Raw genomic sequence first — 18,394 nt, forward strand, 5'->3', positions numbered from 1 at the left:
TCCAGGGCTTTGTCATAAGATGCGAGCGCTTCCTCATTGCGTCCTAAATTAAATAGCGCATTCCCCCGGTTGTCCCAAGCGTAGTGGTAATCAGGTTGAAATTCCAGGGCTTTGTCATAAGATGCGATCGCCTCTTCATAGCGTTCTAAATTAAATAGCGCATTCCCCCGGTTGTCCCAAGCGTAGTGGTAATCAGGTTGAAATTCCAGGGCTTTGTCATAAGATGCGAGCGCTTTTTCATTGCATCCTAATTTCCTGAGCGCAACCCCCCGGTTGAACCAAGCTTGGTGGTAATCAGGTTGAAATTCCAGGGCTTTGTCATAAGATGCGAGCGCTTCCTCATAGCGTCCTAATTTCCCCAGCGCAACCCCCCGGTTGAACCAAGCTTGGTGGTCATCAGGTTGAAATTCCAGGGCTTTGTCAAAAGATGCGATCGCTTCCTCATTGCGTCCTAAATTCCCCAGCGCAACCCCTCTGTTGTCCCAAGCGTAGTGGTAATCAGGTTGAAATTCCAGGGCTTTGTCATAAGATGCGATCGCCTCTTCATAGCGTTCTAAATTAAATAGCGCATTCCCCCTCAAGTGCCAAGCTTTGTGGTAATCAGGTTGAATTTCCAGGGCTTTGTCATAAGATGCAAGTGCTGGTTGATAATCTTGTCCAGCAGACTGTAACCTTCCCAACTTAATAAGTAAATCGTATTGACGCTCAGGTGTTTGATGTTCTTCTGCAATTAGCCCTTGAATTTCTAGAATTTGTTGATTTCTTTGTTCTGGAGTTAGCTGAAGTAGTTTTTCATAATCCTCTGCCAAAGAATGACGTAATGATTCTTGCTCTAAAATTTCTGGATCTATAGGAAATTCAAATAAACCAGAACGCCAGTCAAAGAAATCGGGAGCGCGTTGAATAAAATATTTAATAGCAAACTGAGGCAGCAAGAATACAAAACAAATCTTAAAATTATCCCTAAACCGTTCTCGTTGTTGGTTAAGGTTAATTAAAACAGGTGGTACACCCTTCCAACTATATGAATAAATATCCCTACTATTCCATCCCATGAAACTTTTGCATTCTTCGTATTTAATCAAAGAATGCTCTAAGCCTGTAATAAATAAAATTTTAATTTGTTCTTTACTATCTAATTTCTCAATTATTTCATATAAATTATTAACTGATTCCGTCAGCCTCAATACCTGGATATGTTTATTGGCAATATCTGCTTTGATTTTGGTAATTATCTGTTCACCTTCTGCCGGAGAACAACGAGCAAAGAATAAGCCAAAGCCTTCTGTAAATTTCAGAGCGCGGACTAAGGCTTGATATTCTTCATCGCCTTCTGATGGTAAGTTGTTATCCCAATCAGTCAGTTCTAGTGTCATAAACTTCACCAATAAATGCTAACTGTTAATGGGTAATGCCCAAACTGGTTTTATTACGGATATAATTTATTAAAAGCATCTTTAAATTCTTTAACTCCTTTAAGAAGGGGATGAATATCATACCAAACTCGACTTTCTTCATTCTTATCAATATATCTATATTCCAAAATACAGCGATTAAATAATAAACCCCGATATAATTGATCGTTTTGTTTCTCTTTAGAATGATGCACTGTTGCTAGTGCTTCCCATTCATTAGCAAAAACAGTATTACTATACGTATTTCTTAACTCGCTAATTGAACGTTTTACGGCTTTGGTAGGGATAGGCAGTTTGTTAGTGTATTTCATCGCTTCCTTCATTAATAATAATAAATTTCGCACATGACCCCCACTCATCAAGCATATTGCCTCTAATGCCTGACGTTCCTCAAATATATCAACAATAGATAGATTAGGGTCTATCAAACTCAGACGTTTTTGTAACAATTCGGTAACTTTATTAATTCCCCGGTCATATTTTTGATTTTCAGGAGTTTGCACCATAATCATCGGTAATACCTGAGTTTTTCCATAGATATCGGCTACATTAGTCGCGTGGTTAGAATAAAGTAAAGAAATTGGCACTGTATAAATCAGATGGCAATCTAATTCTTGGAGTTGTCCACTGCGGTCTATAAAAATTTGCTCATGATTGCTGCGTCCACCTTCTTGAGGTATAGGCACAATCCGATCTAGATTGTCAGCAATTAATACCAGTTGAGAATAACCTGGAGGTAAGTTTTTTTTAGCATCTCTAATAAACTGATTCAACGCCTTAATCAAAGTGATTGTATGAGGGTTAACTTTTTCGCGAATTTTTTGGCGTTGGCTAGGTTCGGTTTTCAAATTGGCGGTAATTTTGGCAAATTGGGAAATTTGCGCCTCTATACTTAAGCTATCTAGTGATACCTCAGTCAGTGCTAAATCCTTTAAATCTTGCCAACGGTCGTTTAACCAGTTCAATAAACTGTCTGGAGAAGCGTTATCTTTTAACGCCCTCAATAAATGACGCGTACAAGCTAAAAGAATATCTGTATATTGGGCATCTTCTGGATCAATATCTTCTTCATCAGCAGCAAAATAGACAACAAAGCAACCGTTTTCATCTAAATATTTCTGAAGACGCAACAATTCTGTTGATTTACCAGCACCGCGATGACCTGCATAAAGTTGAGAGGTCATTCTGTCGGATAATAAAATCTCTCTTCCCACTTCTACCAAGATGTCACCATCTCCCCGCACTTCTGAACAATCGACATAAGCTGGATCTCCAGCAGGTAAGGGTCGAAATGGGTCAAAGGAGTTATATATCCGTTTTAATATGGCAAAATCTTGGGTCATAAGTTGGAATTTAGCACTGTAGCGTCATATTAACTCAAATATACGGATATAGGTGCGCTCAAACTCAAGTCTGGCGCTACAGGGGTAAACTTTGCCTACGGGGTAGTCTGTAACACGCAATAGATTTCATGGATGGTGGTGGGTTACGCTGTCGCTAACCCACCCTACAATCGTCGTCCAATTTTTGGGGAATTTATTTTTGGGTAATCCCTAATGTGAGTTCGCCAGTGTTTCACAGCCATTTTTAAATCACCTGTCATCCAATTATCAAACTGTGGATAAATAGGCAAACGTGGCACTAACTCCCACCCCGCAGGTTGTAAAATTTCTCTCAAAACTTGTTCCTGAATATGAGGATAATCAGGATTCACTTCATCTTTGGGGCTAATTCCGCCTAAATCTCTCGCGCCAGCTTCGATACAAGCCAGTAACCATCGTTCATCTGCAACTAAATTCGGCGGAATTTGAATTGTAATATCTGGCGGTAAAATCTGACGTGCTTTGGCAATTACTTCTGGTAATTGATGAGGGTCAAAAGCTGCTGCATCAAAGCTTTGCTGATTTCCTGGGCTGTGGGGTTGCAAGATGACTTCTTGAATGTGATGGTAACGCTGATGTAAATCAGATATCGCCGCTAAAGTTTCCCAGCAATCATCTTCAGTTTCCCCAATTCCTAAAAGTAAACCCGTGGTAAAGGGAATCTGCAACTCTCCCGCCCATGCTAATTGTTGCAATCTAATTTCTGGTAATTTACTTGGCGCGTGTCGATGCACAGTCTGTAACAATGTTGGGGTTAACTGTTCCAGCATCAAACCCATCGAAACATTGACATTCTTTAGCTTTTGCATCTCCGCAAAACTTAGTATTCCGGCATTAGTGTGTGGTAAAAATCCCATTCCCAAAGCTAACTCACACAAATCATAAATCCTCTGAAACCACTGCTGACGCTGGGGTGAATGAGGATGCACTTCACCACTGAGGATGAGGATTTCACAGACTTGCTGGCTTTGAAGTTGTAGCAAAATTATTTCTGCTGCTGATAAAGTCATCCAGGGACTTTGACCTGGTGCGGTGCGAAAGTTGCAGTATGTACAACGATTGAAGCACTCGTAAGTCGGAACGATGGTATAAGCCGGGCTATAGGTAACTGTGGAAGAATGAAAATTTGGCATAAGACACTATATATATAGATGTTGATTTGCTCAGATTCCCTACTGCATCAAATATATGGTTTTGCTTGCAGCATCGGGTTTTGGAGGTTTGCACAGGGTGATTGTAAATATATTTGTTAAAAAGCTTTACAAATCTAAATAAATGGTTTAGTATGTGAACAACAGGTAGAAAGACCTACCTGATTCATAAAAACAACCGCAATTATAAAAACATGACTACTACCTTACAACAGCGCCAAAGCGCTAACGTATGGGATCGCTTCTGCGAATGGATCACCAGCACCGATAACCGCATTTACATCGGTTGGTTTGGTGTCCTAATGATCCCAACCCTACTAGCTGCTACAACTTGCTTCATCATCGCTTTCGTTGCAGCACCTCCCGTAGACATTGACGGTATCCGCGAACCCGTAGCTGGTTCCTTGATTTACGGAAACAACATCATCTCCGGTGCAGTTGTTCCTTCTTCTAACGCGATCGGCTTGCACTTCTACCCAATCTGGGAAGCAGCTTCCTTAGATGAGTGGTTGTACAACGGCGGTCCTTACCAATTGGTAATTTTCCACTTCTTGATCGGTTGCGCTTGCTACTTAGGTCGTCAGTGGGAACTATCTTACCGCTTGGGTATGCGTCCTTGGATCTGTGTAGCTTACTCTGCGCCTTTGGCTTCTGCTACAGCAGTATTCTTGATCTACCCCATCGGACAAGGTTCATTCTCCGACGGTATGCCTTTGGGTATCTCCGGAACCTTCAACTTCATGATTGTGTTCCAAGCAGAACACAACATCTTGATGCACCCCTTCCATATGTTGGGAGTAGCTGGTGTCTTCGGTGGTTCTTTGTTCTCCGCAATGCACGGTTCCTTGGTAACTTCCTCCTTGGTACGTGAAACAACCGAAACCGAATCACAAAACTACGGTTACAAGTTCGGACAAGAAGAAGAAACCTACAACATCGTTGCAGCCCACGGCTACTTCGGTCGGTTAATCTTCCAATACGCTTCCTTCAACAACAGCCGTTCACTTCACTTCTTCCTAGCTGCTTGGCCTGTAATCGGTATCTGGTTTACCGCTTTGGGTATCAGCACAATGGCTTTCAACTTGAACGGTTTCAACTTCAACCAATCAGTAATTGATTCTCAAGGTCGGGTTATCGCTACCTGGGCTGACGTAATCAACCGCGCTAACTTAGGTATGGAAGTAATGCACGAGCGTAACGCTCACAACTTCCCCCTAGACTTGGCTGCTGCTGATGTTGCTCCTGTTGCTTTGACTGCACCTGCAATCAACGGTTAATCATTAAGTTTAGCTGAATAAAAATCGCCTCTCAGAAATGGGGGGCGTTTTTTATTATTAGGACTTACGCAAAAACTCTTTCAGACTCTTATTCCTTCGTGTCCTTTGCGCCCTTTGTGGTTCGTTTTTTCTTAATTTTGGGTAAGTCCCGTCCTTAACTGAACGTATTTAAGTTAGAACTAAGACTCTTTTTTTTAACGAACCGCCTTGGCGCTAGCCTCTCCCTTTGGGAGAAGAACGCCAAGGACGCAAAGTAAAGAAAGAGAAGGAAGAAATTCTTAACTGAACTGTATTGCTTCCTATTCCCCATTCCTAACTAAATTGTTGAGCGTAAAATCGCGCGTAGCGTTGCTCAAGTTTTAGCAGTTCTTCGTGGGTTCCTGATTCTACAATTTGTCCCCGTTCGAGAACTAATATGCGATCGCATCTTCGGACTGTGCTTAAACGGTGAGCAATAATAAATACTGTCCGATTCTGCATTAGTCTTTCTAAGGCTTCTTGTACTAAGGCTTCTGATTCGGAATCTAAGGCGGATGTGGCTTCGTCTAATATCAGGATTTGCGGGTTGAGAAATACCGCACGGGCGATCGCAATTCTTTGGCGTTGTCCACCAGATAAATTGATTCCTCTCTCTCCCACCCAGGTATAGTAACCTTCTGGTAACTGAGTAATAAATTGGTGGGCGTTGGCAATTTTAGCGGCTTCTGCAACTGCTTCCATGTCAAAGGAATTTTGTCCAAAGGCAATATTTTGGGCTATTGTCCCGGAAAACATCACGGTTTCTTGGGGAACAATCCCAATTTGTCGCCGCAAACTCTGAAGTTTCACATCGCGAATATCTACACCGTCAATCAAAATTTCACCGGCTTCTGGATCATAAAAGCGGGGAAGTAAATTCATAAAGGTGGTTTTACCAGCACCGGAAGCACCAACTAAGGCGATCGCTTCTCCTGGTAATGCCAATAAACTGATATCTTTTAATACAGGTTCACCGGGTTTGTAGGCAAAGGAAACATGACGATATTCTACTTTACCTTTAACTGGTGGTAAGGCGATCGCATTCGGCTTTTCTAATACGATTGGTTGAATAGCCATCAATTCAAAAACGCGGTCAACCGATGCCTCGCCTTGTTTAAACTCGTTGTAATTATTAGTAGTATGACCAATAGGATCAATTAACAATGCTGCCGCAGTTAAGTAACTAAAAAACGCTTCCACCGTTAAGTTATTTTGGGAAATTTGCCATGTTCCCACTATTACTAAAGATACTGCACTTAAAGCTTCTAGAAAGCCCACTATCGGTATTTGAATTGCTTTTAGGCGTTCGGCAGAGTATTTGGCTTTAAAACTCTGTTCAGCTTCATTGCTAAATCGAGCGATTTCATAGTTTTCAGCAGCGAAGGCTTGTACTAAACGGATACCACTAAATACTTCGGTGAGAATTGCCGATAACCCAGAAACACGATTTTGACTTTTGAGGGAATACTTCCGTAACCTTTCCCCAAACCAGCCAATTAAAATACCCATGATTGGCGCAATCACCACTGTAGCTAGTGTCAATTGCCAATTCAGGTAAATCATGTAGATGGGTATAGCTAGCAATTGCAAAATGCAGGGGATAAAGTCGTGAAATACTTTATTCACAACTTCCCCAACTCGGTCAATATCTTCGGTGAGGCGGTAAGATAAATCACCGGCTTTTGCTGTTTCAAAATAACTGAGATCCAGTTTTTGCAAATGGGAGTAAACCCGCTTGCGGAGGTCAAAAGCCACCCTTAAAGCCACTTTAGCCATGTACATATCTTGCACAGACTGAAAAAAGCCCCGCACGAGAAATACTAAAACCAGGATTCCGGCTAATTGCGCGATCGCTACTACATTACCTTCACTAAAGGGAGTTGCCAATCTACCCGCGAGATTAATTAGGGTTAAAGTCGCCAGGACATAACCGATAATTCCAATAAATCCCTTGGTGATGTTTTGCCAATGGGGTCGGAGATAGGGTGATAATTGCCAGTAATTAGACGGGGTTTTCAAGCTGTAACTTCCACAAAGATATTTTCTATTGTTTGACGCTATCAGCTTTTGACTAGTTTCAGGATATTTATCTGTTTTTCTTGGGAATGTTTGGAGGAAATGATGACGTTAATTTTAGCGCTGGATTTTGGTGGAACGAAACTGGCCGCAGCAGCGGTAAATTCTGGTTCTAGGGAATGGTTAAGCTATGAACGTCGCCTTTCGCCAGATCATGCCAATGCTAGCACTGACTTGGACATCATGCGATCGCTGATTAATTCTTTAATCCAAGAAGAAAAACCTGATGCGATTGGTGTCAGTTTTGGGGGGCCAGTAGATGCTGACACTGGGACTGTGCGACTGTCTCATCATGTGGCTGGTTGGGAAAATATTCCCCTCAAAGAGTTGCTAGAGAATGAGTTTAGCGTTCCTGTGATTGTGGACAATGACGCTAATGTGGCGGCTTTGGGTGAATATCGCTTTGGTGCTGGTGAGGGACACGATAGCTTGTTTTATATCACTATTAGTACTGGTGTCGGTGGTGGTTGGATACTCAATGGCCAGCCTTGGCGGGGTGTGGGCGGAATGGCTGGTGAAATTGGACACATGGTTGTCGATCCTGCGGGGCCTATGTGTTTGTGTGGGAAGCGGGGATGTGTGGAAAGGTTGGCTTCGGGGCCTTATATGGCGAGGAATGTTAGGGAATTTTTGGAAAACGAACCACAGAGGCGCAGAGGACGCGGAGGAGAGATTTTGAGGGGGTTGGTGAGTGATAATTTGGATTTGATTACGGGAAAGGTGGTGAGTGATGCTGCGGCGCAAGGTGATGAGTTAGCGCGGGATGTTTTATTTAAGGGTGCTTGGGCTTTGGGTGTGGGTATTGGTAATGTGGCGAATTTAATTAATCCCCAGTTGTTTATTTTGGGTGGGAGTGTAATTAAGGCTGGGAATAATTGGTGGAATGTGGTGCGAAAGGTGTCACGGGAAACGGCTTTACCGGAAGTTGATTTTAAAGTTGTCCCGGCGGCTTTGGGTGATGATGCGCCGCTTTGGGGTGCTGTGGCTTTGGCTGAATCGGTTTTATAATTCGTAATTAATATTAAAATCATTCATGGGGGTATAATAAACTTTTTTTTACCGAGGTTTTAATGACTATAAATAATCAAGACTATGAGATACATATCCTGAGAAAAGTAATTACTGATCATTTAGATCAGGTTATACCACTTACAGATGAAGGTTTAAATCATCTACTGTCCCACCATGATGATATGGTTTGGAATATAACTACAAAAATTTATAGTCAGAGTGGATACAAGCTTGAGTTTTATTTTACCCGTGATGTTCTTAACTCCTGGATTGAAGTTTTAAAGGAGCGTATAGCGGCTGAAAAAGCTAAACGCGCAGAACAAGCACGACTTCAGGCTGAACGACAAGTAGAACAAGCCCGGATTCAAGCTGAACGACAAGCAGAACAAGCCCGGATTAAGGCTGGATGGCAAGCAAAACAACCAATAATTCAGGCTAAAAGACAAGCAGAACAGACACGAATTGAGGCTGAACGCCACTTGGAGTTAACTAGACAATTAGAAGTGTCTGCTAGCGATAAGAAAAAAACTGAACTTTTTGAAAAGGTGAGAAAGATAATAGTTGATCAGTTATGCGTTGAGTCGGATAGAGTGACTTTAAGTAGTCACATATCTAATGATTTAGGTGCAGATGAGTATGATACTTGTGAACTTGCAAAGGCACTAGAAGAAGAACTTGATATTGAAATACCTTATCATTATAGTCCTGGGAATATTTGGAATTTCTCATCTTATAGTAAGCCAGTATTTTCTCATCCTTGGAGTTCTTGTGTTGGAGAACTCTTGGACTATATTCACCAAAGAATTTCTGAGAAAAATCTTAGCTAACTGAGATTTTTATGAACAAAAATCATCAAGAATATGAGCTAAATATTCTGAAAAAAGTTATTAATGAACATTTAGATAAGAGTATACCAGTTACAGAGGAAGGTTTAAATCATCTACTATCCCACCATGATAATACAATATGGAATATAACTACAAAAATTTATAGTCAGAGTGGTTATAAGGTTGAATTTACTTTTATCCGTGACGTTGTTAACTCTTGGATAGAAGTTTTGAAAAAGCGTATAGCGGCTGAAAAAGCAACAGCATACAAGCGTTTACAATTACCAAAAATAGAACAAGCTAAACAATCAGAGATAGCACGAATTGAGAAAGCTAAATTAGCAGAATTATCACGAATCAGCATCTCTGATCTGTTTCTCAAAGTTAAACCCATGATTAGTGAAGCGTTTAGGCTTGAATTAGATAAGGTGACTTTAATTACTCCCATAAAGAACTTTAAATGGTCATGGAGTGGGGAGGGGAATGCTGAGGATTTGTATTTTTGTGAACTTATAATGGAAATTGAAGAGAAATTTGATATTGAAATACCTGATGAGGATGCTGACCGACTAAGCACTGTTGGAGAACTTTTGGAATATATTCACCAGAATTTGTCTAATAAATATGTTTGATACGAGAAGATTCACCCTGCTTTGCGTCAAAATGATGAATAGTTAACCGTAAAGAGGATGAGCGATCGCAATTAAAATTCCTTCATTTTACACATAATTGATGTTAACTTTAAAAATAGAATTTCATATAAGAGCATTACACTATGTCTTCAGCACCTATCACTACAGTAGTGAAAATGATGGAGTCTTTACCGATTGAGGTACAGAACCAAGTTGCAGACCATCTTCGAGATTACATTAATGATATGCAAGATGAAATTCAATGGAGCGAATCTTTCCAGAAAACGCAACAAAAACTGGTAGCAGCTGCACAACGCGCTAAACAAGAAATCGCTGAGGGACAGGCTAAGGCTTTGGATTATGAGCAACTATAAAATCGGCAGTACTGCCCTCTTTTTGGTCTGAATATCGCCATTTGAGCGATAATATCAGACAAAGTGCTAGGAAAAATTATCGGTTATGGGCAGAAAATCCATTTCACCCTTCTTTGCATTTCAAGTGCATCAATAGCCAAGAGGGTATTTGGTCTGTAAGAGTGACGAGGGGTTATCGCGCACTTGGGCTGCTAGAAGGTGATACTGTTACATGGTTTTGGATTGGTAGCCATGATGATTATGAGCGGTTTTTCTCGTAAATCGTCTTTCAATTAATTGAACTACAGCTACTCCCAACTCCTTATTTATTGATACATTTGCGTTGCTTTGAGCATATGGTAGGTAATAATCAACTGAGTCAGCGCTAAAGGATAACTTTGCAGTGTTTCTCCAGTTGTACCCGCAATTTTACCCAATTCTGGATTACTTTCGCGATCGCATACATTTAATAAATAAGGCATATCCGAACATAATATATGCTCTAACTTATTCACCTGTTCCAAAGTCGCATGACCATCAACTTCCAACACATCCACAGGTTTACTCATATCCCTGTCTAATCCCAGGCGAATCGCTGACTCAGAACTACCGTTAGTTAAATTCAGAATTGGTGTAAAATCAGGATGAGGGATGGTTGGCCGCAGCACCAACCGCACATTTAAATCTCCCTGATTGTCCTCGTCTTCTTCATTACCGGGATAAAAACTCACCACTATATCCGACCATTGACGTTGGGGACGAATATAATTTGCTGAGTCTGGTTCACGCTTTTCTAGTTCTGCCAATACTTGTTCTTCAGTATAGCCCCGTTTTTGAGTATCCCGCTTTACTTTCCACTCAGCGCGTAGTTTTTCAGGAGGTGCAAGGTAAACTTTCACATCGTAGGACTCACGGGCTGCACGGGTAGAATAACCAAGTAAACCTTCAATTATGACGAATTTATTCGGCTTAATATATTGTGGAGCCTCAAACATACCTGTTTTGTGGCTATAAACGGGTTTGAGAATCGGCTGTCCTGTGCGTAACAGCGATAGGTGCTGCTGCATGATATCTAAATGATTACAATCAGGGTGAAGGGCAGTGATCCCAATTTCTGCACGTTGTTGACGATCATAACTGTGATAATCATCGGTACAGATGAGCGTCACATTTTCTGGCCCTAGTACCTGAGCAATTCCCCTAGTCAGTGTTGTTTTCCCTGCGGCGCTATCACCGACAATTCCCAAAATTATTGGACGACCCATCATTCCCCTCCCGATATGAACAATAAGTACAGTGATAAACTTTTCTAGATAATGTTTTTTATTTTAAGAGGGAATTGACCAACTAACTCAAGCAAAACTAGTTACGCAACATCTCTATACATACAATTTATTTATGTCTATTTATTTACAAAAAATCGAGAAAATCTATATTGCATTTAAATAAGTGCTAAATATCGTCAAATATGACAAATATATCCATCCACAGCCCTTTCTAATGAACAAAGATGAATAAAATTTGACTTTTAGTCCTGGTGTTAAATCTACGTGTTTTCTGACGATTCAATTGGGATTGCTATAGTTGTTTGTATGGTTTTCAGAATACAGGCAATATCTGACAAAAATATCTTTTTTTACTGTTGTGTATTTTTACTTCTTGACTCAGCACAGGCTCATAGCAGTCAAAGAAGTGTTGCATATTAGCTGTATCTGACTGGCTTTGGTATATACCAGAGTAGTAAAGCAGTATTGGGGTTCAATACAGGGAAGGGATTATGGAGATGCTGAATATTTCAGAGTTAGACAAAGTTGATAAGTTTCGCCATCTTCAGTTAACTTTATGCGATCGCTGGCCGACCATTGAGCTATTTGACTATGGTGAGGCGGATATTTTAATTATTCCCTCCCTCAGCATCGACCAGCATGAACTGCATAAAATCGAAGGTTGTGAGCATTATGAAGAAAGACTATTATTCTCTTTAATGCGCTTGCGAAACCCCCGGACTCGGTTGATTTACGTCACATCAATGCCTTTACATCCGAGTGTGATTGATTACTATTTGCAATTGTTACCGGGAATTCCCTTTTCCCATGCGCGTAATCGCTTGCTGCTACTTTCAACTTATGATTCGTCCCTCAGACCTCTAACTGCCAAGATTTTAGAACGTCCTCGGCTACTAGAGCGAATTCGCCAAGCCTTGAGACTAGAAAAATCATTTATGACTTGCTACAATTCCACATTTTTAGAAGCTGAATTATCTCTACAATTAAATGTGCCATTGTATGCTGTTGCACCAAATTTACAGATTTGGGGGACAAAAAGTGGTAGTCGCCAAATCTTTGCCGAAAGTGGCGTTCCTCTTCCAGATGGCAGCGAAAAGGTGCTTAATCAGCAAGATTTGGCAGAAGTTGCGGGTAAATTATGGGAACGCCAACCGACATTACAAAGAATAGTCGTGAAACTCAATGAAGGTATTTCAGGAGAAGGAAATGCACTTCTAGATTTGAGACCAATCATGAATCTCGCACCGGGGAAAGTTTCTCATAGCCAAACAGTAGCAGCAATTAGCGATCGCTTCTCCACCATGCGCTTTCAATCCACACACGAGACTTGGGGAAATTTTGCCAACCGAATTACAGAATTAGGTGCGATCGCCGAAGCATTTGTCGAAGGAGAAATTAAGCGATCGCCAAGTGTGCAAGGACGCATCACACCCACAGGTGAAGTCGAAATTGTCTCCACCCATGACCAAATACTCGGCGGACCAGACGGACAAATTTATCTTGGTTGTAGATTTCCGGCTGATTCCCGCTATCGGCTGCAATTACAGCAATGCGGTTTGCAAATTGGGAGAAAACTCTCAGAAAAAGGTGCAGTTGAAAGATTTGGCGTAGACTTTATCACCGTAGACCAAGGAAATGGCCAGTGGGACATTCAGGCGATTGAAATTAACTTGCGTAAAGGTGGGACTACGCATCCGTTCATGACCCTGAAATTGTTAACAAATGGACGCTACGACCTTTCAACCGGGTTATTTTACAGTCAGCAAGGACGACCCAAATACTATATAGCCACCGACAACCTGCAAAAAGACCGCTATCGGGGATTGTTACCGAACGATTTGATGGATATTATTGCCCATCACCGACTGCACTTTGATAGCGGTACAGAAACCGGCACAGTTTTTCATCTCATGGGTTGTCTTTCCCAGTTTGGCAAGTTGGGATTAACCAGCATTGGCGACTCCCCACAACAAGCAGAAGACATTTATCACAAAGTAATAAAAGTCCTGGACGAAGAAACCCGCAGAGAAAACACAGATTTTCCCTTGTTCTCAGATTACACTTTCCCGATGGCTTGGGATGGATATAGCTAGTACCGCCGCAAGGCGGAAAAAAGTCAAAAGTCAAAAAGCCTATAAAATAATCAGCTTTTCATTGATTTAAAACGGTTGGCTATTTGCGCCCACCTGTACTAGAGACTGGGGAATGGGGGAAGAATTTAACTAAGGGAACACCAAAAAATAAATTACCCAAAAATTGTAGGGTGGGTTACGCTGCGCTAACCCACCATTATCCTTAAGTTTATCGTGGGTTACGGACTAATGTCCTAAACTACAAATTAATTGGGGATTTTATTCCTTGGAAGTCCCTGAATACTCGATACCCAAACTTTGGGATTTCCGATAAGTTCGGTCTGGGGACAAAAAACAGGCCGGACTTTTTTGCATAACTTGCATAACTTTAATATGTGCAACTGTGGCTAGATAGGGTTTTCAACCATAGTTGTGACCCCATTAGCTACAAATGACTCAAAAAATTTCAGAAATTTTTAGCATATCATACAGATTTGCTTTGACGACCTCCAACCCCAGTAAAACTACACAGCCCAAGCACCATAACAATTAGAGGTGCAGGTTTTTTAATCAACTTTCTTAAATCATGCTGACTTATCACTCTTTTTACCTGTGGGCGCTGATGAGGTTTTCTGGGAATTTGGCAGTTCCATGTCATTTTTAGCTAACCAATCTTCAATAAGTTCAGCAGAAACGTCAGACATATTCAATCCTTTAAAAAAGCAAATTGTTTTAAACCTGTCTTTGATGTCAGGGGGTAGGTAAACCCGAATCGAAGCTTCTCCTTGTGCCACACTATACTCCAGCTAATAAACTTATTCACTAGTTTATTGGTGTAATGGTTCATCGGGGAAAATTATTCATTAGTTGACTAATGCACCAATGCATTGGTATAGTATCACCTATACCCAAAGAAAGAGAAGTAACTCTCTCCAAGGGGTGACACACAACAAAGGCAATAGAAGCCAGAAAGTGTCAGATTGAGAAAACACATATCAGAATCGCAACAGCCGCTAAATTTTCCTGAATTTGGCTAATTTACCCTGCAATCAATACTTTTAATCAAAACAAAACCAAATGATTGTTGTAAAACCAAGCACAGAAAATACTCGAAAAAATCTTTGAGCGCTAAAGCACTCACTACAAGCCAAAAGTTCAGTTAGATTTTGCAATAGCTTTAGAAACTCAGTCTTCTTCAACCGCAATTTAGTATAAAAAACCACTTTAATTCAAGGTTTAGGAAATTAGGGATGCTAAAAAACTTCTGGTACGCTTGTGAATTTAGTTCTGCTGTTACTAAAAATCCGCAGCAAATTGCGATGTTAAATCAAAAGTTTGTCCTCTATCGTAATTCGCAAGGACAAGTAGTTGTATTGAAAGACCAGTGTTCTCATCGCGGTGCAGCATTATCTATGGGCTGGCTAGAAGACAACTGTATTCGTTGTCCTTATCATGGATGGAAATTTCAAGCTGATGGAAAATGTGTGCAAATTCCTTCTAATGATATTGGTGTACCTATTCCGAAGAAAGCTAATGTAAACAGCTATCCAGTACAAGAAAAATATGGTTTCATCTGGCTATTTTATGGAGATTTGCCAGAATCAGAACGTCCACCAATTCCTGCGTTACCAGAGTTTGACGATCCGAATTTACATCGTTCTTTTTTAGATTTTTCAGTAAATACTCACTATACTAGAGTTATAGAAAATGCTCTAGATGTATCCCATTCACCGATAGTTCATGCTAATTCTTTTGGAGCGGGATTCGCTGAGGATTCCAGGTTTGAAATGTATGATATTCAAGATGAATCCTGGGGTATTAGTGCTAAAAGTAAATACAAAAATTACACTAAACCAAAAGGTTTATTCAAGCTATTTTTTAGAGAAAAAAGCACAGACATCAACTTAAAATGCACCTTCTACTTGCCCAATATTACTAAACTGGAAACTAGTTCTAATAGCATCAAAATTGTCAACTTTGCTATTCATCTTCCTGTTGATGAAAACACAACGATAAGTAAGCGAATCCATTTCCGCAGTTTCCTACGCTACTCTTGGTTAGATGGGATATTTTTAAAATACTATACTAAGATTCATGGCGAAGATATTACTGTTAGCGAGTCACAATATCCCAAAGTTATACCTGAGAGTTTATCAACAGAAGTTCATGTAAATGCTGATGCTTTTACCCTTAATTATCGCCAACTTCGTCAGAAATATTTAGCTATGGGCTGGGGCTTAAAGGCTAATAAAATCGCATCAGATAACTTTCAAAAAAATCAAATACAACATTTTGACACCGCATTCAGAAATTAGAATTACAGTATATTGCAGCGCTGGTTGTATTGACTGAAATAACTTTACCTATAGTGCAGCGAATCGCCAGTGAATTTGCTCTGGATGAATGTGAAAACTATGTTAAATTCTGCTTACCATATATTGTGTATTGTGTTGAAGTGAATTTGGCTAGTGTAAGTTGATATAAAACCACTAAGACAAGATATCTAAAAAGAATAGGAGACAAATATGTTGAAGGACTTTTGGTATGCTTGTGAATTTAGTTCGGCAATTACCAATAAGCCAAAGCAAGTTTTGATGTTCAATCAAAGATTTGTGCTTTATCGCAACTCTCAAGGACAAATAGTAGCTTTAGATGATAAATGTCCTCATCGCGGTGCGGCTTTGTCTCTTGGTTGGATTGAAAAAGATTGTCTTCGTTGTCCTTATCATGGATGGAAATTTCAAGCTGATGGTGAATGTGTGGAAATTCCTTCTAATGGGACTGAAACGCCTATTCCTAAAAAAGCTCGTGTTAATCACTACTCAGTTAAGGAAAAATATGGTTTTGTCTGGCTGTTTTATGGAGACTTACCAGATGCTGAACGTCCTCCTTTACCGACTTTTCCAGAATACATGGTCGCGACTATGCGTCCTGTGTACGATGATGGTATAGATAATGCTAACTATGCTCGTCTCATGGAAGCTAATCTTGATTTTACCCATGTGATTGCAGTTCATAAAAAATCATTTGGTCAGAGAATCCCCATCAATACAACTATTAAATATCAAGTTGATAAATATGATTGGGGTGCAGTTGCTAATGTTAACTATGAATCTTTAGGTAACTCGAAAAGTTTCTTGAACTTTTTACTGGGTGGACGACCAGAATTGAAAACCAAATTGACTTTATATCTACCTAATGTTACGCTCGCAGAAATTAGTGTCGGTCGAGGGAGCAGATTTGATATTAAGTTTGGCATTTTAGTTGCTCACCTGCCCATTGATGAAAATAGAACTCGTGTTAAACGCGTTTTATATCGCAATATTTTACCCCTACCTTGGTTAGATGGCTTCTTCCGAAAAATTGACCATAAGTTAGCCCAAGAAGACACCGTAGTAGTTTCAACTTTACAGTCTCAATCAATGCCGCAAATATCAGAGGAACTTCATGTGGCGGCGGATGCTTTAGATATTACTTTTCGCCAGTTTCTGCAAAAGTCTCAGGCTGATTTTTTGGCATCCAATCAGGAGAAAATAAAGCAACCGCTTGATGTGAAGTAATGCTTTGGTGTGAGCGCCGGGAAGAAATTAGAACCACAGATAACCACAGATCAGAAGAATTTGTTTTGGGTGCAAGCTTACGGTTGTGAAATCGAAAAATTAATCTTGGTTTCACTTGTATAGCACTCATGATTTTGGGCAAATAGTTACACATATATAGACGTACTTCATCAATAGTGGGGAGATAAGTATGACCGATATTCTCGAAAGATCAGTTACACAACACTCAAAAATGCGTGGAGTAATCGACAAGTATTTCAGACAGATGTTTGATAATACTTGCCAAGCGCTGGAACTGTTAGATGGTAAAAAGTTTTCTGAACAGTCCTGGAATCGTGACCATAAGGGAATTTGGACGGTTGGTGAAAGTAGTGAAGACGCTATATATATTGACCGGGTTCTGCACAATGGTAATGTCTTGGAAAAGGTAGGAGTTAATTATGTAGCCATAGATGGTGAGTTACCTCCGGGAATAACCTTTGAGAACTCAGGCGCTCTCGCGACAAATGCAGCAGATAAAATGATTACTAGCAAAGGGAACCGCTTTTTCGCTACAGGTTCTAGCTTTGTTATTCATCCTCATAACCCGATGGCTCCTACGGCTCATGTCAACTATCGCTATTTCGAGATTCGTAATGCTAATCAGCCTGTGTATTGGTGGTTTGGCGGCGGCGCTGATTTAACACCGGCATATCTTTTTGAGGAAGATGCAGTTCATTTTCATCAGGTGCATAAAGATGTTTGTGATCAGTATGGTTCTGCTTATTATCCCCGCTTTAAAAATGCCTGTGATGAATATTTCCACATCCCACATCGCGGCGAACATCGCGGTATAGGGGGAATTTTCTTTGACAATTTAAATCACGAAAATCATGAAATATTGTTGCCATTAGTAACTAATTGTGCTACAGCTTTTCTCCCTGCTTATATGCCTATTTTGGAAAGGCGTAAAAATATGCCTTTTACAGAAGCAAATAAGTATTGGCAACATCTGGTGCGTGGGCGCTATGTGGAGTTTATTTTATCGTGCGATCGCGGAATTCGTTTTGGTTTAGCTAGCGGTATGGTGAAGCAGCAAAGTGTGTTTAATTGTATGCCTCCTGCTGCTAGCTGGGAATATGACGATCAACCTATCCACGGTAGCCAAGAGGCTATGTTGAAAGAAGTCCTAAAAAATCCTCGTGAGTGGCTATAGATTTTTTTGATTGCAACTGATAGAAACTTGAATAAAGGCGACGCTGTAATGAGAAAACCTAAATCAGTCAACATCAGACAATCATTAGCCAAAAGTTTATTTAATAATCGCTCCCAAACCCACACGCAGCCACTACAGG

General features: G+C 40.5%; 16 protein-coding genes. 10 read left to right on the forward strand and 6 right to left on the reverse strand.

Annotated features, from left to right (window positions below):
• The 3 genes from AACX33_RS16640 to cofG all read right to left on the reverse strand — a co-directional run.
• Nucleotides 1–1,376: tetratricopeptide repeat protein (locus AACX33_RS16640; RefSeq protein ID WP_227788693.1), on the reverse strand; the 1,376-nt coding region annotated here is incomplete at its 3' end.
• Between the two features lie 53 nt (nucleotides 1,377–1,429).
• Entirely contained in the window at nucleotides 1,430–2,758 is a 1,329-nt protein-coding gene (locus tag AACX33_RS16645) for an ATP-binding protein (protein ID WP_194000756.1), read from the reverse strand.
• 164 nt (nucleotides 2,759–2,922) lie between these two features.
• On the reverse strand, nucleotides 2,923–3,930 hold the full coding sequence (cofG, locus tag AACX33_RS16650) for a 7,8-didemethyl-8-hydroxy-5-deazariboflavin synthase subunit CofG (protein WP_194000754.1): 1,008 nt from the start codon (nucleotides 3,928–3,930) through the stop codon (nucleotides 2,923–2,925).
• Between the two features lie 212 nt (nucleotides 3,931–4,142).
• On the opposite strand from cofG, the gene psbA reads away from it, so the two are divergent.
• Nucleotides 4,143–5,225 (forward strand): photosystem II q(b) protein, encoded by a 1,083-nt coding sequence (gene psbA / locus AACX33_RS16655; protein ID WP_089090755.1) that lies wholly within the window; start codon nucleotides 4,143–4,145, stop codon nucleotides 5,223–5,225.
• Between the two features lie 312 nt (nucleotides 5,226–5,537).
• Here the strand turns inward: psbA and AACX33_RS16660 are convergent, their stop codons facing one another.
• Nucleotides 5,538–7,262: an ABC transporter ATP-binding protein gene (locus tag AACX33_RS16660; RefSeq protein ID WP_194002634.1), complete on the reverse strand. Its 1,725-nt coding sequence runs from the start codon at nucleotides 7,260–7,262 to the stop codon at nucleotides 5,538–5,540.
• A gap of 102 nt (nucleotides 7,263–7,364) precedes the next feature.
• Between AACX33_RS16660 and AACX33_RS16665 the strand changes: the two genes are divergently transcribed.
• From AACX33_RS16665 to AACX33_RS16685, 5 genes are all read left to right on the forward strand, one after another.
• Nucleotides 7,365–8,327 (forward strand): ROK family protein, encoded by a 963-nt coding sequence (locus tag AACX33_RS16665; RefSeq protein WP_194002656.1) that lies wholly within the window; start codon nucleotides 7,365–7,367, stop codon nucleotides 8,325–8,327.
• Between the two features lie 62 nt (nucleotides 8,328–8,389).
• Nucleotides 8,390–9,157 carry an acyl carrier protein gene (locus tag AACX33_RS16670; RefSeq protein WP_194002632.1) on the forward strand — a complete coding sequence of 256 codons (768 nt, stop codon included), beginning with the start codon at nucleotides 8,390–8,392 and terminating at the stop codon, nucleotides 9,155–9,157.
• Between the two features lie 11 nt (nucleotides 9,158–9,168).
• Nucleotides 9,169–9,789, forward strand: a complete 621-nt coding sequence (locus tag AACX33_RS16675) for an acyl carrier protein (RefSeq protein WP_194002630.1) — start codon at nucleotides 9,169–9,171, stop codon at nucleotides 9,787–9,789.
• 143 nt (nucleotides 9,790–9,932) lie between these two features.
• Nucleotides 9,933–10,163 carry a hypothetical protein gene (locus tag AACX33_RS16680; RefSeq protein WP_194002628.1) on the forward strand — a complete coding sequence of 77 codons (231 nt, stop codon included), beginning with the start codon at nucleotides 9,933–9,935 and terminating at the stop codon, nucleotides 10,161–10,163.
• Between the two features lie 41 nt (nucleotides 10,164–10,204).
• Nucleotides 10,205–10,423, forward strand: a complete 219-nt coding sequence (locus tag AACX33_RS16685) for a ParE family toxin-like protein (RefSeq protein WP_445253329.1) — start codon at nucleotides 10,205–10,207, stop codon at nucleotides 10,421–10,423.
• A gap of 45 nt (nucleotides 10,424–10,468) precedes the next feature.
• Here the strand turns inward: AACX33_RS16685 and AACX33_RS16690 are convergent, their stop codons facing one another.
• Nucleotides 10,469–11,407 carry a phosphoribulokinase gene (locus AACX33_RS16690; RefSeq protein ID WP_194002654.1) on the reverse strand — a complete coding sequence of 313 codons (939 nt, stop codon included), beginning with the start codon at nucleotides 11,405–11,407 and terminating at the stop codon, nucleotides 10,469–10,471.
• A 512-nt stretch (nucleotides 11,408–11,919) separates the two neighbouring features.
• Between AACX33_RS16690 and AACX33_RS16695 the strand changes: the two genes are divergently transcribed.
• The gene (locus tag AACX33_RS16695) at nucleotides 11,920–13,521 is read left to right on the forward strand and encodes a peptide ligase PGM1-related protein (protein WP_194002626.1); all 1,602 of its coding nucleotides are present in this window, start codon (nucleotides 11,920–11,922) and stop codon (nucleotides 13,519–13,521) included.
• Between the two features lie 563 nt (nucleotides 13,522–14,084).
• On the opposite strand, the gene AACX33_RS16700 is transcribed toward AACX33_RS16695, so the two are convergent.
• Nucleotides 14,085–14,294, reverse strand: a complete 210-nt coding sequence (locus AACX33_RS16700; protein WP_194002624.1) for a hypothetical protein — start codon at nucleotides 14,292–14,294, stop codon at nucleotides 14,085–14,087.
• 456 nt (nucleotides 14,295–14,750) lie between these two features.
• Between AACX33_RS16700 and AACX33_RS16705 the strand changes: the two genes are divergently transcribed.
• From AACX33_RS16705 to hemF, 3 genes are all read left to right on the forward strand, one after another.
• On the forward strand, nucleotides 14,751–15,815 hold the full coding sequence (locus AACX33_RS16705; protein ID WP_194002622.1) for an aromatic ring-hydroxylating dioxygenase subunit alpha: 1,065 nt from the start codon (nucleotides 14,751–14,753) through the stop codon (nucleotides 15,813–15,815).
• Between the two features lie 210 nt (nucleotides 15,816–16,025).
• A complete protein-coding gene (locus AACX33_RS16710; protein ID WP_194002620.1) occupies nucleotides 16,026–17,060 on the forward strand; it encodes an aromatic ring-hydroxylating dioxygenase subunit alpha in 1,035 nt (344 codons plus the stop codon).
• A gap of 190 nt (nucleotides 17,061–17,250) precedes the next feature.
• A complete protein-coding gene (hemF, locus tag AACX33_RS16715) occupies nucleotides 17,251–18,255 on the forward strand; it encodes an oxygen-dependent coproporphyrinogen oxidase (protein ID WP_194002618.1) in 1,005 nt (334 codons plus the stop codon).
• Nucleotides 18,256–18,394 lie beyond the last annotated feature (139 nt).

This window comes from Nodularia sp. LEGE 04288, assembly GCF_963896525.1.
Classification (GTDB): Bacteria; Cyanobacteriota; Cyanobacteriia; order Cyanobacteriales; family Nostocaceae; genus Nodularia.